The organism is Salmonella sp. SJTUF15570, assembly GCF_043357055.1.
Taxonomy (GTDB): Bacteria; Pseudomonadota; Gammaproteobacteria; order Enterobacterales; family Enterobacteriaceae; genus Salmonella; species Salmonella enterica.
In genome coordinates, this window is the sequence record NZ_JBEUKJ010000006.1 from 153,748 (window position 1) to 170,114 (window position 16,367).

The window sequence follows — 16,367 nt, forward strand, 5'->3', positions numbered from 1 at the left end:
GAAGGGTATATTACTGACTATCTTTATACCAGTAATATATTACGACTGCACCCATCTTTACCAATGTGCAAAGAACGTTCATGGGTTAGATATAGCTTTTCAAGAATTACATCAATAAACATTTTTTTTGCATGATAGTCGTTATAATCCTGATTAAGTTTTTTTAAAAAACCAGAGTTTGTTGGTTTAAACTCTGCAAACGGTGAATAGCTATGTAGTAAATAGGAGATGCACGGATGCATCATGCTAAAAGCGACTTCACCTTGTACCTCCTGATAACCTATTTTGCAAAACTGAGTCGTAGGCTCAAAGTTACCGGCATTAATACAGGCCAGCATTGATTTTTCATCTGCAGTAAGTGAGTCCTGCCATTCGACAAGCGGGTGGTCTGGAGCCTCTGCGGGACGCATCATCTCATAAACCGCCGTTTTGATTTGTGCATTTCCCGTCACTTCTTTTCGTAGAGTTGAAATCGACTCCTGAAGTAATTCCGGGTGCCAGGTCATCTTCGCACCAATCACCTCACATATTTGTAAAAATAATTGTCTCTCCTCTCTACTCATAGATTCTATCACTGCATCATCTGATATATTAAGGATGTCCTTAATATTGCTTTGGCTGATCACCGTGTCGCCGACCATAAGTAAAAATTGTGTCTGAGAAGCGTCCATCTTGATAGTAAACAGATCTTGATGAGCCGGGCAGGCCAGATGTTGTAGCCGTTTAAAGGCGTAAATTTTATTTATATCCTCTACGTTAACTTCCATCTCTCCAGGTTCACCACGGCCCTGCCCGTGAATGATGGAGTGTAACACTTCCAGCGCATGGTCCTTTTTTTCCGCTCTAAAATGATCCTGGACTTTATCCCAACCCCCCATATGGATTGCTTTTTCTTTATCTGCGCTTAACAGATGAGCAAGCCGACTTTCATTAAGCGTATAATTTTGATGATTACCGAAGCTTAAAGTGACTGGCATAATATTTTCCTTCAAATTTATATTATTCAATATCCGGAGTAAAATATATCGTTCAATTCTCTCTTTTTTATTAAACAGATAAAGTTTACTACAGGAGAGAATTTGAACGACATTATTAATACAGCACATTTATGGTTGGTAATCCTTTGTGGTGACGATAATTCAGACAAAAGGTAGATGATTCGCCGCAAATGGTCGTTTTTTTAAATTTTGGTTTATGCAGGGGGCGTTGGAAGAAGCCTCTTTGATCGCTTCTTCCAGAAGAAAAGAGCGGAAAAATTTATAATAATTATTCGTGGGGTAAATATTTCTGAAGAATATATAAAGTTGAGTGAGTATATTTAAATATAATCTCAGGAGGTGCAATTTTTGTGAGATATATCAACAAAAAAGACCATTAAAAAGGCGTAGAGTGCTTTTATTATCCACATGCTGGAGTTTACGTGTCGATATATCACTATTGGGGAAAGTCTCGACGAGGAGAAACTGACGGCGGTGATGATTACCATTTGCTTTGCTGGCATTCTTTAGATGTTGCGGCTGTGGGTTACTGGATGGTGATAAATAATATTTATTTTATTGACCACTATCTAAAAAAATTAGGCATCCAGGATAAGGAGCAGGCGGCGCAATTTTTTGCCTGGATTTTATGTTGGCATGATATTGGAAAGTTTGCTCATTCCTTCCAGCAACTATACCGTCATGAGGCTTTAAATATCTTTAATGAGCCTACACGGCATTATGAAAAAATCGCGCATACCACGCTGGGATACATGTTGTGGAACTCCTGGCTAAGTGAATGCCCTGAATTGTTTCCTCCTTCTTCGCTTTCAGCTCGTAAAAGTAAGCGCGTTATGGCGCTTTGGATGCCAGTCACTACAGGTCATCATGGACGCCCTCCAGAGGCAATCCAGGAGCTGGACCATTTTCGCCAGCAGGATAAAGATGCGGCAAGAGATTTTCTTCTGAGAATAAAAGCGCTCTTTCCTTTAATTACTTTGCCTGAAGCCTGGGATGAAGATGAGGGTATCGACCAATTTCAGCAACTTTCCTGGTTTATTTCCGCTGCGGTTGTACTGGCTGACTGGACTGGTTCTGCCAGCCGTTATTTTCCGCGTACTGCGGAAAAAATGCCTGTTGATACCTACTGGCAGCAAGCTCTCGCTAAAGCACAAACTGCCATCACGCTATTTCCCTCAGCGGCGAATGTGTCTGCCTTTACGGGCATAGAAACGCTTTTCCCTTTTATTCAGCATCCCACACCGTTACAACAAAAGGCGCTTGAGCTGGATATCAACGTGGATGGCGCCCAACTCTTTATTCTTGAAGATGTCACCGGGGCCGGAAAAACAGAGGCGGCGCTCATATTAGCTCATCGACTGATGGCGGCAGGTAAAGCGCAGGGACTCTATTTTGGACTGCCGACAATGGCGACAGCCAACGCGATGTTTGAACGTATGGCGAACACCTGGCTGGCGTTGTATCAGCCGGATTCCCGTCCCAGCCTGATTCTGGCGCATAGCGCGCGTCGCTTAATGGATCGTTTCAATCAGTCAATATGGTCGGTCACTCTTTCTGGTACGGAAGAACCCGATGAAGCGCAGCCTTATAGTCAGGGATGCGCCGCCTGGTTTGCCGACAGCAATAAAAAAGCGTTGTTGGCGGAGGTTGGCGTAGGCACGTTGGATCAGGCGATGATGGCGGTAATGCCATTTAAACATAACAACCTGCGGTTATTGGGTCTTAGCAACAAGATTTTACTGGCTGATGAGATCCATGCCTGTGATGCATGGATGTCCCGAATACTTGAAGGTTTGATCGAACGGCAGGCCAGTAATGGCAACGCCACTATTCTCTTATCCGCGACGCTATCGCAGCAGCAGCGAGATAAGCTGGTGGCGGCATTTTCCCGTGGGGTGAGGCGTAGTGTGCAGGCGCCGTTGCTAGGCCATGACGATTATCCCTGGCTGACTCAGGTCACACAAACAGAGCTGATTTCTCAGCGGGTTGATACACGCAAAGAGGTTGAGCGTAGCGTAGATATTGGCTGGCTACATAGTGAAGAGTCGTGTCTTGAACGTATAGGTGAAGCAGTGGAAAAAGGAAACTGTATCGCCTGGATACGTAACTCCGTTGATGATGCGATTCGTATCTATCGCCAGCTTCAACTGAGTAAGGTCGTCGCCACGGAAAACCTTTTACTCTTCCATAGTCGCTTTGCTTTTCACGATCGTCAGCGGATTGAGTCGCAGATGCTGAATCTCTTTGGCAAACAGAGCGGCGCGCAACGTGCCGGTAAGGTCATTATCGCCACGCAGGTCATCGAACAAAGTCTGGATATTGACTGCGATGAGATGATCTCTGATTTAGCGCCGGTGGATTTATTAATTCAGCGGGCCGGTCGACTACAGCGTCATATTCGCGATCGTAACGGTCTGGTGAAAAAGAGTGGGCAGGATGAGCGAGAGACGCCAGTGCTGCGCATTCTTGCTCCGGAGTGGGATGACGCGCCGCGAGAGAACTGGTTATCCAGCGCTATGCGTAACAGCGCCTATGTCTATCCCGATCATGGGCGCATGTGGCTGACGCAGCGCATATTACGTGAGCAGGGGACGATTCGGATGCCGCAATCTGCCCGCTTGTTGATTGAGTCGGTCTACGGTGAGGATGTCAACATGCCGGTTGGATTTGCAAAAACCGAGCAATTGCAGGAAGGCAAATTTTATTGCGACCGGGCATTTGCCGGCCAGATGCTGCTTAACTTTGCGCCGGGCTACTGTGCTGAAATTAGCGATTCTTTACCGGAGAAAATGTCAACGCGGCTGGCGGAAGAGTCTGTCACGCTGTGGCTGGCGAAAATCGTGGATAGCGTCGTAACCCCTTATGCCAGCGGTGAACACGCCTGGGAGATGAGCGTGCTGCGAGTACGTCAGAGCTGGTGGAATAAACATAAAGACGAGTTTGAACGGTTAAAAGGCGAATCGTTTCAACAGTGGTGCGTTGAACAACACCAGAATAAGGATTTTGCCATCGTGATCGTGGTAACGGACTCAGCAGCATGCGGTTACTCAGCGACAGAAGGTCTGACCGGGAAAATGGGGTAGATTGCCCGGCGCCGGAGGGCGCCGGGGCTTATCCCCGCTGGCGCGGGGAACACACATCACCGCAAGTTTGCTACTAACTCGGTTTATCCCGTTTAGGGAACCGCGCTACTCTACCAAAGGACGTTGAAACCAAACAAACAAAAGAGTGAATTTCTTTTTCTATTAAGAGTTAATAGCAATCTTGCGATAAGTAATGATCATGATATTTCATGACACAGATCAATAAAATATTTTCTGCCCAGGAGTAGCTTTACCTGGAACGAAAGGGGGGACGGTCAAAGCTTATGTTTAATTCGTTGTTTTTATTAATTAATTTGAATGTATTCTTTGAGCGGATTGTTTTTCTGATCCATATACATTTATAGGTAACGTAATGGACGACTGGCCACGGATGGCTATCTTTGCGAGAGGATTTGCAATATGGGTTCGCTTTTAACAACGCCCTGGCTCCCCGTCCGTTTCAAAGACGGTTCCACGGGCAAACTGGCTCCTGTCAATCTGGCAGATGAAAACGTGGTGGATATCGCCGCAACGCGAGCAGATTTGCAGGGAGCGGCCTGGCAGTTTTTGTTGGGATTGCTGCAATGCAGCATCGCGCCGAAAAACAGCGCCCGCTGGGAGGATATCTGGTTTGATGGATTGCATGCCGATGCGCTCCATAAGGCATTAGCACCGTTAGAACACGCTTTTCAGTTTGGCGCGGAATCCCCCTCGTTTATGCAGGACTTTGAGCCGTTAACCGGCGAAAAAGTGTCGATCGCCTCATTGTTGCCGGAAATACCTGGCGCGCAAACCACGAAGTTCAATAAAGATCATTTTGTCAAACGCGGCGTAACGGAACGTTTTTGTCCGCACTGCGCGGCGCTGGCGCTGTTCTCGTTGCAGCTTAACGCGCCTGCGGGCGGCAAAGGCTATCGTACCGGGCTGCGCGGCGGCGGGCCACTGACCACGCTGGTTGAATTGCAGGAATATCAGGGCGAGCGGCAAACGCCGCTCTGGCGCAAGCTGTGGCTCAACGTGATGCCGCAGGATACTGCGGATCTGCCTTTACCAGACCAGTGTGATGCGACCGTTTTCCCGTGGCTTGCCGCGACGCGGACCAGCGAGCAGGCGAATGCCGTTACCACGCCGGAGCAGGTCAATAAACTCCAGGCGTACTGGGGGATGCCGCGTCGTATCCGCCTGGATTTTGCCACCTTACAGTCAGGTTGCTGCGATATTTGCGGCGCTGAAAGCGATGAGCTTCTTGGCTTTATGACCGTCAAGAACTACGGCGTTAACTACGATGGCTGGCGGCACCCGCTGACGCCTTATCGCGCCCCGGTAAAAGATCAAAACGCCTTCTTTTCCGTTAAACCGCAGCCCGGCGGCCTTATCTGGCGCGACTGGCTGGGATTAAGTCAGAACAACCAGACGGAAGCGAATTACGAATCTCCCGCGCAGGTAGTCAAGGTGTTTAACGCCCGCTCGCTGGCTGACGTTAAAGCGGGGAGCTGGGGCTTTGGCGCGGATTTCGACAATATGAAAATCCGCTGCTGGTATGAGCATCACTTCCCGTTGCTGATGACGGAAGGTCTGATCCCTGATTTACGTAAAGCAACACAAACTGCTACCCGACTCCTCAGCCTGCTACGCAGTGCGCTAAAAGAAGCGTGGTTCGCCAATGCGAAGGATGCCCGCGGTGATTTCAGTTTTATCGACATTGATTTCTGGAACCTGACGCAGGGACGTTTTCTCAACCTGATCCACGATCTGGAAAACGGACACAAGCCGGACGAAAGGCTGAATAAATGGCAAAGAGAACTTTGGCTATTTACCCGGCGCTACTTCGACGACCGCGTCTTTACCAACCCCTACGAGAGCAGCGATCTGAAGCGCATCATGACCGCGCGCAAGAAATATTTTACTTCATCGGCGGAAAAGCAAAGCGCGAAAGCCGCCAAAGCAAAGAAGCAGGAGGCTGCTGAATGAGTATTATGCAAGAGGATCACAAAGCCACGCTGCGCAAATGGCATGAGGATTTGCAGGAGAAGCGGGGGGCACGGGCCAGTTTGCGGCGCAGTAAAACGGTGAATGAGGCCTGCTTGTCTGAGGGATTTCGCTCCCTGCTGATGCAGACGCATACGCTGTGGAAAATTGACGGGCAGGAGTGGCGCGTAACCGCGCTGGCGCTAACGGCGGCGCTGGCGGCGAATGTGAAAGCGATTGATAAGCAGCAAAAATTCGCCGCACAGCTCAACGGCGTGATGTCGGAACTGCGTTTTACCCGGCTTTGCGCAGTAAAGACGCCGGATGAACTACTGCGCCAACTGCGCCGCGCGGTAAAACTGTCAAATGGCGCGGTCAACCTGTTTTCTCTTGCAGACGATATTTTCTGCTGGTGCCAGGAGCAGAATGACTTGCTGAACCACCATCGCCGCCAGCAGCGGCCAACCGAATTTCTTCGTATCCGCTGGGCGCTGGAATACTACCAGGCCGGCGATGGCGATACCGATAACGAACAAGATTAACAGGGATATCTTTATGACAACGTTTATTCAGCTCCATTTACTGACCGCTTACCCCGCCGCTAACCTGAACCGTGATGATACCGGTGCGCCAAAAACCGTGGTGCTTGGCGGCGCAACGCGTCTGCGTATCTCCTCTCAGAGCCTGAAACGCGCCTGGCGTACATCTGAGTTATTTGAACAGGCATTAGCTGGCCATATTGGTATTCGTACTGGTCGCATTGCTCGTGAGGCGGCGCAAATCCTCGTTGATAGCGGCATTGACGCCAAAAAAGCGGTTGAGTACGTCAAGAACATCGCCAACTGCTTTGGCAAGGTAAAAGAGGATAAGAAACCCAAAGAAGATTTGACGAATGCTGAAACCGAGCAACTGGTGCATATCAGCCCTGCTGAGTTTGAGGCCGTGAAAGCGCTGGCGCGCCGTCTGGCAGAAGAAAAACGTCCGGCAACAGAAGAGGAAGCGGAACTGTTACGTCACGATCGCATGGCTGTCGATATTGCGATGTTTGGCCGGATGTTAGCGAAGAAAACTGATTTTAACGTGGAAGCCGCCTGCCAGGTCGCTCACGCCTTCGGCGTCAGCGAAACGATCGTCGAAGACGATTTCTTTACCGCTGTAGATGACCTACGCCAGGCATCGGCAGAAGATGCAGGCGCAGGCCATCTCGGCGAAACCGGCTTTGGCTCCGCTCTGTTTTACACCTATATCTGCATCGACAAAGATCTGCTGGTGAAAAACCTGAACGGCAATGAAGAACTGGCAAACAAAACGCTGCGCGCCTTTACTGAAGCGGCGCTGAAAGTGTCGCCGACCGGCAAGCAGAACAGCTTTGCCAGCCGTGCCTATGCCTCGTGGGCGCTGGCGGAAAAAGGCACCGACCAACCACGTTCACTGGCGGCCGCGTTTTATGAACCGATCAACGGTACAGACCAATTGAACGTTGCGGTTAAGCGTATTACCGCGCTGCATGAAAATATGAATGAGGTCTATGCACAGGAGACGGCGTTCAAAAACTTTAACGTGATGAATCAGCAGGGAAGCATGAAAGACGTGCTTGACTTCATCTGCGCGTAAGGGGCGGCTTATGAGCCAATATCTGGTTTTTCAGCTTCACGGGCCGATGGCCTCCTGGGGCGTGGATGCGCCAGGCGAAGTGCGCCACAGCCATGAACTTCCTTCGCGTTCTGCGCTGTTGGGGTTATTAGCTGCGGCGCTGGGAATTCGCCGCGATGAGGAGGAACGGCTAAACGCCTTCAATCGTCATTACCAATTTTTGCTGTGCGCCAGTAGCAACCCGCGCTGGGCGCGGGATTATCACACGGTGCAGATGCCGAAAGAGGTACGTAAGGCACGTTACTTCAGCCGCCGTGAAGAGTTGCAGGATCCTGAGTTACTGAGCGCGCTGATTTCCCGACGCGACTACTACACCGACGCCTGGTGGATGATCGCTGTCAGCGCGACGCCGGACGCGCCTTACACGTTGGCGCAGCTTCAGACGTCGCTACAACATCCTGTATTCCCGCTGTATCTGGGGCGCAAAAGTCACCCTCTGGCGTTGCCGCTTGCGCCGCAACTGCTGGAAGGGAGTGCGGCGGATGTGTTACGCGAAGCGTATCGTCAGTATCAGGATAAATTCAATGCGCTGAAACTGCCTCTCCCCAGATTACAGAACGAATGCTGGTGGGAAGGTGAACACGATGGCTTAACTGCGAACAAAATTTTACGTCGTCGCGACATGCCGTTGAGCCGCCAGCAATGGCTGTTCGGTGAACGTAGCGTGAATCAGGGGCCGTGGCTCCGCAAGGAGGACGCGTGTATCTCTCAAGAATAACGCTGCACACCAGCGAGCTTTCGCCGGCACAGCTCTTGCATCTGGTGGAGCGCGGCGAGTACGTGATGCACCAGTGGTTATGGGATCTCTTTCCCGGCAGCAAGGAACGGCAGTTTCTTTATCGCCGCGAAGAGTTACAGGGCGCGTTTCGCTTTTTTGTTCTCTCACAGGAACAGCCTGCCGCCAGCGCGATTTTTGACGTGCAGACTCGCCCATTTGCGCCAACGCTGAGCGCGGGGCAGACGCTGCGGTTTAACCTGCGCGCCAATCCGACGGTTTGCAAAAACGGCAAGCGTCACGATTTGCTGATGGAGGCGAAACGCCAGCGTAAAACGCAGGGTGATAGCCAGGATATTTGGTCTTATCAGCAGCAGGCGGCGCTGACGTGGTTGGCGCGCCAGGGGGAGCAAAATGGCTTTACTCTGCGCGAGGCGAGCGTTGATGCTTACCGGCAGCAGCAGATACGTCGCGAGAAATCCCGGCAGATGATTCAGTTTAGCAGCGTGGACTATACCGGCGTGCTGGTGATTAACGATCCCGTGCTTTTCCTGCAACGTCTGGCGCAGGGGTACGGTAAAAGTCGGGCGTTTGGCTGCGGAATGATGATGATCAAACCCGGAGACGACGCGTGACGTTCGTACCGCTCAACCCGATCCCGTTAAAAGATCGAACCTCGATGATCTTCCTCCAGTACGGTCAAATTGACGTGCTGGATGGGGCATTCGTGCTGATCGATAAAACGGGAATCCGCACGCATATTCCCGTCGGTTCGGTCGCCTGCATCATGCTGGAACCGGGAACGCGGGTTTCCCATGCGGCAGTGCATTTAGCATCAACGGTCGGCACCCTGTTGGTATGGGTGGGCGAGGCGGGAGTGCGGGTCTATTCCTCCGGACAACCCGGTGGCGCACGAGCCGATAAGTTGCTTTATCAGGCAAAGCTGGCGTTAGATGATGACCTGCGGCTTAAAGTAGTCCGCAAAATGTATGAACTGCGTTTTCGTGAGCCGCCTCCCGCCCGTCGTTCCGTTGAGCAACTGCGCGGTATTGAAGGATCCCGTGTGCGGGCGACCTATGCATTACTGGCGAAGCAGTATGGCGTGAAATGGCATGGTCGTAACTATGATCCGAAAGACTGGGAGAAGGGGGATGTCGTCAACCGATGTATTAGCGCGGCGACATCGTGCCTGTACGGGATTTCAGAAGCGGCTATCCTGGCGGCGGGATATGCGCCGGCTATCGGTTTTATCCATAGCGGTAAGCCGCTTTCTTTTGTTTATGACATTGCCGATATCATCAAATTTGAATCGGTGGTGCCCAAAGCATTTGAGATCGCCGCTCGTCACCCGGCGGAACCTGATAAAGAAGTGCGCCTGGCCTGCCGGGATATTTTTCGTAGTTCGAAGCTGACCGGAAAATTGATCCCGCTGATCGAAGAGGTGCTCGCTGCCGGTGAAATTAAACCACCTCAGCCTGCGCCGGATATGCTGCCGCCAGCAATACCGGAACCTGAATCACTGGGTGATAGCGGCCATCGGGGGCATGGTTGATGAGTATGGTGGTTGTAGTCACGGAAAACGTACCGCCGCGCCTGCGGGGACGTCTTGCCGTCTGGTTACTTGAGGTTCGTGCAGGTGTTTATGTTGGCGATACCTCGAAGCGTATTAGGGAAATGATTTGGCAACAGATCACACAGCTTGGCGGAGTCGGAAACGTAGTAATGGCCTGGGCAACAAATACTGAGTCTGGTTTTGAGTTCCAGACCTGGGGTGAAAACAGACGTATTCCGGTAGATTTGGATGGACTTAGATTAGTTTCTTTTCTTCCTGTTGAAAATCAATAAGTTGAATGTTCTTTAATAATAAGGAATTGTTATCTTACCGTTGGTAGTTTGTTAGGTAATAAAAAAGGGCTTTTAGAACAAATACATAGTTTTAGTGTGTTCCCCGCGCCAGCGGGGATAAACCGCGAATATATATGATATCGAATAACGAAGCAAAGTGTTCCCCGCGCCAGCGGGGATAAACCGCGCCTGATCCCGGTACTCCAGAGTATTTCCAGTGTGTTCCCCGCGCCAGCGGGGATAAACCGTCTAACACTCAAAGGTGGAATGACAGAGCCTTGTGTTCCCCGCGCCAGCGGGGATAAACCGTTTGCCACGCACCGCAAACAGGCAGTCTTCACGTGTTCCCCGCGCCAGCGGGGATAAACCGCACGCCGCCATCACTGACAGCACAAAAACAAAGTGTTCCCCGCGCCAGCGGGGATAAACCGGATGAGTACATGGAAAGCTTTAAGCAAAAGTTGTGTTCCCCGCGCCAGCGGGGATAAACCGGCGATAGCTGTTTTCATAACGTGATCTCCAATGTGTTCCCCGCGCCAGCGGGGATAAACCGGGGTAAAAAACTATACGATCCGCGCTTAGGGGGTGTTCCCCGCGCCAGCGGGGATAAACCGGGACAATTTGTGCTTTTGCAATTCACTTTGAAGTGTTCCCCGCGCCAGCGGGGATAAACCGTTTGTATTTAAACAATAAGGCGAATTATGAAAGTGTTCCCCGCGCCAGCGGGGATAAACCGGTTCCACAGGACGTTGAGAACGGCTTTATACAGTGTTCCCCGCGCCAGCGGGGATAAACCGAGACGATGGCGGAGGCGCAGAAATCTAACCTGGTGTTCCCCGCGCCAGCGGGGATAAACCGCTGATTGACATGACGTCCGGCGACGACTGGAAGTGTTCCCCGCGCCAGCGGGGATAAACCGGTCTATAACCGTCGCCTCACGACTCGGCATGTGTGTTCCCCGCGCCAGCGGGGATAAACCGCGCCCGGAATCAGCGCCGTCTATTGAGGGGTTGTGTTCCCCGCGCCAGCGGGGATAAACCGAACGATATCACCGTACTGGCGAAAACGCTGCGGTGTTCCCCGCGCCAGCGGGGATAAACCGCCCGATAATTCTATATCGGGCATTGATTACTGGTGTTCCCCGCGCCAGCGGGGATAAACCGACTGGCAGCACATAACCGGTTCGGACGCAGCCGTGTTCCCCGCGCCAGCGGGGATAAACCGAGATTGAGCGCCGCACTAACCAGCGCATGATCGTGTTCCCCGCGCCAGCGGGGATAAACCGGTTGGCAGCATGATCGCTAAATCTAAAATGCCGTGTTCCCCGCGCCAGCGGGGATAAACCGGCTGCGTTCAACAACGGGGAAATGCCGGAGAAGTGTTCCCCGCGCCAGCGGGGATAAACCGGAGAGGCCGACTCAGCAACCAAAAAAGGGAAGGTGTTCCCCGCGCCAGCGGGGATAAACCGAACGCGCAGCGCAGCAAAAAGCCGAGCTGGAGGTGTTCCCCGCGCTAGCGGGGATAAACCGCTGTTAACAGGGGGAATGCTGAAGCAGCGAAAGTGTTCCCCGCGCTAGCGGGGATAAACCGCGTGACTACTGCAACTTAAATCACGACGAAATGTGTTCCCCGCGCTAGCGGGGATAAACCGTCTCTGCCGCTACCGCGCTGGACTGCGCCGCCGTGTTCCCCGCGCCAGCGGGGATAAACCGAGTAATCAACTCAATGCGCTCACAACGCAATGGTGTTCCCCGCGCCAGCGGGGATAAACCGAGGGGCGTTCCGCAGTCGGCAAGGGCTGAAAAATGTTCCCCGCGTCAGCGGGGATAAACACGTTTCACCAGCATATCAGAACGTTTTTTCCGCCTTCGCCAGCTCTTTTACCAACGGCAGCATTATCCGCACTACATCGCGGCTACGGCGCTCAATCCGCCCTGGCAGCGCCTTGTCAATATGCTGTTGATTATCAAGCCGTACGTCGTGCCAGCTATTGCCGTTCGGGAAGGATGCATTTTTCACGCGTTGCTGGTATCCGTCTTTTTTACCCAGATTCCAGTTCGTCGCCTCAACAGAAAGCACCGATATTCCCGCTTTATCGAAAACCTCCGCATCATTACAGCAACCCGTTCCTTTGGGGTAGGATGGATTGCGTCCCGGATTGGTGTTGGCGGCGATGCCATAACGGCGCGCAATCGCTAATGCCCGATCGCGGGTCAGTGTACGCACCGCTTCCGGCGTATTTTTCCCGCTATTAAAATAGAGCTTGTCGCCAACAATCAGGTTATCGAGATTAATCACCAGCAGCGTATTTTTCTTCTCAGCGTCACTCATTCGTTTGAGTAAATTTTCCGCGCCTAGCTTTCCCTCTTCTTCCCCGCTGGTGGCGATAAAACGAATCCCATAATGGGTCGGTATATCTTTCAGACGCGCCGCCAGTTCCAGCATAACGCCTAATCCCGCGGCATTATCATCCATTCCCTGTAACGTTAAACCGCCCAGATTGGCATCGACATCAGCGTCGCTCTGCGGAGCGTAGGTATCCAGATGCGCCATAATGATGATCTGCTGCGGCACGCGCCCTTCATGGGCGGCGATGACCGTACTGCCCGTCACGTTATGCCAGTTTTTGCGATTATCCTTCGTGGTATAAATAAATCGGCTATTAAACGTTCGAATATCGCTTTGGTATCCCATCTGGGTAAATTGTTGGCGTAAATAATCGGCAGACAACATCTCGGCGGGGGAGCCAGTCATTCTCCCGGGAAAAAAGGTGGCGATATGTCGTGCCTGAGTATTCGCTATTTCACCAGGCCCTGGTGATGCTGCTTGTGCAGGAAGGATAAAGCCTACGCCGAGCGCCAGAATGACGGCAAAGCGGCGCGTTGCGGAAAACATAATGAGTCCTTAAATACAGAACAAAATTTTACGTGGCTAGTATGAAACCGCGATCGTGTTAATACAATTTCATTTGCTCCTAAATGCTGGCAATCCGGTACGTTAAGCATTTTTTGATATTGGTTTTTGGGCCGCGTTATTCCTTTGAGGAACTACTCATTCCAATTCGTCATTTCATTCACTCTCCTGCGCTCCCTATAGTCGTGTAATCGAAATGTTTAGCAAAAAACGGTATTGCAAAGGAACGGTTATGGATCAAAAACGACTCACCCACCTGCGGCAACTGGAGGCGGAAAGTATCCACATTATCCGTGAAGTGGCAGCGGAATTCGCTAATCCGGTCATGCTGTACTCCATTGGTAAAGACTCCAGCGTCATGCTGCATCTGGCGCGTAAGGCGTTTTATCCGGGTACGTTACCGTTCCCGCTATTGCACGTTGATACCGGTTGGAAATTCCGTGAGATGTACGCCTTTCGCGATCGTACCGCCAACGCATACGGCTGCGAATTGCTGGTACATAAAAATCCGGAAGGCGTGGCGATGGGCATCAATCCGTTCGTTCACGGTAGCGCTAAACACACCGACATTATGAAAACCGAAGGGTTAAAGCAGGCGCTGAATAAGTACGGTTTTGATGCCGCGTTCGGCGGCGCACGGCGCGATGAGGAAAAATCCCGTGCGAAAGAACGTATTTACTCCTTTCGTGACCGTTTCCATCGCTGGGACCCGAAAAATCAGCGTCCAGAGTTGTGGCGTAACTATAACGGTCAGATTAATAAAGGTGAAAGTATACGCGTCTTCCCGCTCTCCAACTGGACAGAGCAGGATATCTGGCAATACATCTGGCTGGAAAACATCGACATCGTGCCGCTGTATTTGGCTGCTGAACGCCCGGTTCTGGAACGTGACGGCATGTTGATGATGGTGGATGACGATCGTATCGATCTCCAGCCTGGCGAAGTCATCAAAAAAAGGATGGTGCGCTTCCGTACACTTGGCTGTTGGCCGCTCACCGGGGCGGTGGAATCCCACGCGCAAACGCTGCCGGAAATTATCGAAGAGATGCTGGTTTCTACCACCAGCGAGCGCCAGGGGAGGATGATTGACCGCGATCAGGCGGGGTCGATGGAGCTTAAAAAACGTCAGGGGTATTTCTAAGGAGTCGCCATGAACACCATACTTGCACAACAAATCGCCAATGAGGGCGGCGTCGAAGCCTGGATGATTGCCCAACAACACAAAAGCCTGCTGCGTTTTTTAACCTGTGGCAGCGTTGATGACGGTAAAAGTACGCTGATAGGTCGTTTGCTGCACGATACCCTGCAAATTTATGAAGATCAGCTCTCTTCTCTGCATAATGACAGTAAACGTCATGGCACGCAGGGAGAAAAACTCGATCTGGCGCTGCTGGTAGATGGGCTACAGGCCGAGCGTGAGCAGGGCATTACTATTGACGTCGCGTACCGCTATTTCTCCACGGAAAAACGAAAATTTATTATCGCCGACACGCCGGGCCATGAACAATATACTCGTAATATGGCGACCGGGGCGTCCACCTGCGATCTGGCGATCCTACTGATCGACGTGCGTAAAGGCGTGCTGGATCAGACGCGTCGCCATAGCTTTATCTCCACTCTGTTGGGGATCAAACACCTGGTGGTGGCAATCAACAAAATGGATCTCGTTGACTACCGCGAAGAGACCTTCGCCCGTATTCGTGAAGATTACCTGACCTTTGCTGAACAGTTGCCGGGCGATCTGGACATTCGCTTTGTCCCGCTTTCGGCGCTGGAAGGGGATAATGTCGCCGCGCAGAGCGCCAATATGCGCTGGTACAGCGGCCCGACGCTGTTGGAAGTCCTGGAAACGGTAGACATACAGCGTGCGGTAGACCGTCAACCGATGCGCTTTCCAGTACAATACGTTAATCGCCCAAATCTTGATTTTCGGGGGTATGCCGGCACTCTGGCGTCTGGTAGCGTCAAAGTCGGAGAGCGCATTAAAGTGCTGCCGTCCGGCGTGGAATCCAGCGTGGCGCGTATCGTTACTTTTGATGGCGACAAAGAAGAAGCCTGTGCGGGCGAAGCCATTACCCTGGTACTCAACGACGACATTGATATTAGCCGCGGCGATCTGCTGCTGGCGGCAAACGAGACGCTGGCACCTGCGCGGCACGCTGCGATCGACGTGGTATGGATGGCGGAACAGCCGCTGGCGCCGGGCCAAAGCTACGACGTTAAACTTGCGGGTAAGAAAACCCGCGCGCGTATCGAGGCTATTCGCTATCAGATTGATATCAACAATCTGACCCAACGAGACGTCGAAAGTCTGCCGTTAAACGGTATTGGTCTGGTGGAGATGACATTCGATGAGCCGCTCGCGCTGGATATTTATCAGCAAAATCCGGTGACGGGCGGGCTGATTTTTATCGACCGACTTTCTAACGTTACCGTGGGCGCTGGCATGGTGCGGGAACTGGACGAACGCGGAGCGACGCCGCCCGTGGAATACAGTGCGTTTGAGCTGGAGCTGAATGCGCTGGTACGCCGTCATTTTCCGCACTGGGACGCCCGAGATTTGCTGGGAGATAAACATGGCGCTGCATGATGAGAACGTGGTCTGGCACTCTCATCCCGTTACTGTCGCCGCCCGTGAACAGCTCCACGGCCACCGTGGCGTGGTGCTGTGGTTTACCGGGCTCTCCGGTTCGGGAAAATCAACGGTGGCCGGCGCGCTGGAAGAGGCGTTACATCACCGTGGCGTCAGTACCTACCTGTTGGATGGCGATAATGTGCGCCACGGTTTGTGCCGTGATTTAGGCTTTAGCGATGTCGATCGCCAGGAAAATATCCGGCGGGTAGGCGAAGTGGCCAGTCTGATGGCGGACGCCGGCCTGATTGTTTTGACGGCATTTATTTCTCCGCACCGCGCCGAGCGGCAACTGGTAAAAGAGCGCGTCGGCCACGATCGTTTTATCGAGATTTATGTCAATACGCCGCTGGCTATCTGTGAACAGCGCGATCCTAAAGGATTGTATAAAAAAGCGCGGGCGGGCGAGTTGCGTAACTTTACCGGTATCGACGCCATTTACGAAGCGCCTGACTCGCCCCAGGTTCATCTTAATGGTGAACAATTAGTAACAAATTTGGTTTCCCAATTATTAGACCTGCTGAGACGGCGCGATATTATCAGATCCTGAGACACCACCG

Annotated in this window: 13 protein-coding genes and 1 CRISPR repeat array; of the genes, 11 read left to right on the plus strand and 2 right to left on the minus strand. The window is 52.0% G+C overall.

From position 1 onward, the window contains the following. Positions 1-23: 23 nt before the first annotated feature. Positions 24-977, minus strand: a complete 954-nt coding sequence (gene sopD, locus ABVN44_RS13935; RefSeq protein WP_023232702.1) for an SPI-1 type III secretion system effector SopD — start codon at positions 975-977, stop codon at positions 24-26. 443 nt (positions 978-1,420) lie between these two features. Here sopD and ABVN44_RS13940 point away from each other — a divergent pair, with 443 nt between their 5' ends. The 8 genes from ABVN44_RS13940 (at position 1,421) to cas2e (ending at position 10,262) form a co-directional block, all read left to right on the plus strand. After that, entirely contained in the window at positions 1,421-4,081 is a 2,661-nt protein-coding gene (locus ABVN44_RS13940) for a CRISPR-associated helicase/endonuclease Cas3 (protein WP_023232703.1), read from the plus strand. Positions 4,082-4,501: 420 nt separating this feature from the next. Next, positions 4,502-6,052: a type I-E CRISPR-associated protein Cse1/CasA gene (gene casA / locus ABVN44_RS13945; protein WP_023232704.1), complete on the plus strand. Its 1,551-nt coding sequence runs from the start codon at positions 4,502-4,504 to the stop codon at positions 6,050-6,052. Beyond that, positions 6,049-6,591, plus strand: coding sequence for a type I-E CRISPR-associated protein Cse2/CasB (gene casB / locus ABVN44_RS13950; protein WP_023232705.1), 543 nt, complete (start codon positions 6,049-6,051; stop codon positions 6,589-6,591). Before casA ends, casB begins: the two co-directional genes overlap by 4 nt. 13 nt (positions 6,592-6,604) lie before the next feature. Further along, entirely contained in the window at positions 6,605-7,663 is a 1,059-nt protein-coding gene (gene cas7e / locus ABVN44_RS13955) for a type I-E CRISPR-associated protein Cas7/Cse4/CasC (RefSeq protein ID WP_023232706.1), read from the plus strand. 10 nt (positions 7,664-7,673) lie between these two features. Further along, complete coding sequence (gene cas5e / locus ABVN44_RS13960) at positions 7,674-8,420, plus strand: type I-E CRISPR-associated protein Cas5/CasD (RefSeq protein ID WP_023232707.1); 747 nt, start codon at positions 7,674-7,676, stop codon at positions 8,418-8,420. Continuing rightward, the gene (gene cas6e, locus ABVN44_RS13965) at positions 8,402-9,052 is read left to right on the plus strand and encodes a type I-E CRISPR-associated protein Cas6/Cse3/CasE (RefSeq protein ID WP_023232708.1); all 651 of its coding nucleotides are present in this window, start codon (positions 8,402-8,404) and stop codon (positions 9,050-9,052) included. Before cas5e ends, cas6e begins: the two co-directional genes overlap by 19 nt. After that, on the plus strand, positions 9,049-9,969 hold the full coding sequence (cas1e, locus tag ABVN44_RS13970) for a type I-E CRISPR-associated endonuclease Cas1e (RefSeq protein WP_020839116.1): 921 nt from the start codon (positions 9,049-9,051) through the stop codon (positions 9,967-9,969). Before cas6e ends, cas1e begins: the two co-directional genes overlap by 4 nt. Next, positions 9,969-10,262: a type I-E CRISPR-associated endoribonuclease Cas2e gene (cas2e, locus tag ABVN44_RS13975; protein WP_001518648.1), complete on the plus strand. Its 294-nt coding sequence runs from the start codon at positions 9,969-9,971 to the stop codon at positions 10,260-10,262. The genes cas1e and cas2e overlap by 1 nt, the downstream gene beginning before the upstream one ends. 96 nt (positions 10,263-10,358) lie before the next feature. Continuing rightward, positions 10,359-12,096: direct repeats of the CRISPR family, unit length 29 nt; unit sequence GTGTTCCCCGCGCCAGCGGGGATAAACCG. Positions 12,097-12,110: 14 nt separating this feature from the next. Here cas2e and ABVN44_RS13980 read toward each other — a convergent pair. Next, positions 12,111-13,157: an aminopeptidase gene (locus ABVN44_RS13980; RefSeq protein WP_023232709.1), complete on the minus strand. Its 1,047-nt coding sequence runs from the start codon at positions 13,155-13,157 to the stop codon at positions 12,111-12,113. Between the two features lie 250 nt (positions 13,158-13,407). Between ABVN44_RS13980 and cysD the strand changes: the two genes are divergently transcribed. The 3 genes from cysD to cysC are packed head-to-tail and all read left to right on the plus strand — an operon-like array spanning position 13,408 to position 16,357. Next, the gene (gene cysD, locus ABVN44_RS13985) at positions 13,408-14,316 is read left to right on the plus strand and encodes a sulfate adenylyltransferase subunit CysD (protein ID WP_000372384.1); all 909 of its coding nucleotides are present in this window, start codon (positions 13,408-13,410) and stop codon (positions 14,314-14,316) included. A gap of 9 nt (positions 14,317-14,325) precedes the next feature. Further along, complete coding sequence (cysN, locus tag ABVN44_RS13990) at positions 14,326-15,765, plus strand: sulfate adenylyltransferase subunit CysN (protein WP_023232710.1); 1,440 nt, start codon at positions 14,326-14,328, stop codon at positions 15,763-15,765. Then, positions 15,752-16,357, plus strand: coding sequence for an adenylyl-sulfate kinase (cysC, locus tag ABVN44_RS13995; RefSeq protein ID WP_023232711.1), 606 nt, complete (start codon positions 15,752-15,754; stop codon positions 16,355-16,357). The genes cysN and cysC overlap by 14 nt, the downstream gene beginning before the upstream one ends. The last annotated feature ends 10 nt before the right edge of the window (positions 16,358-16,367 follow it).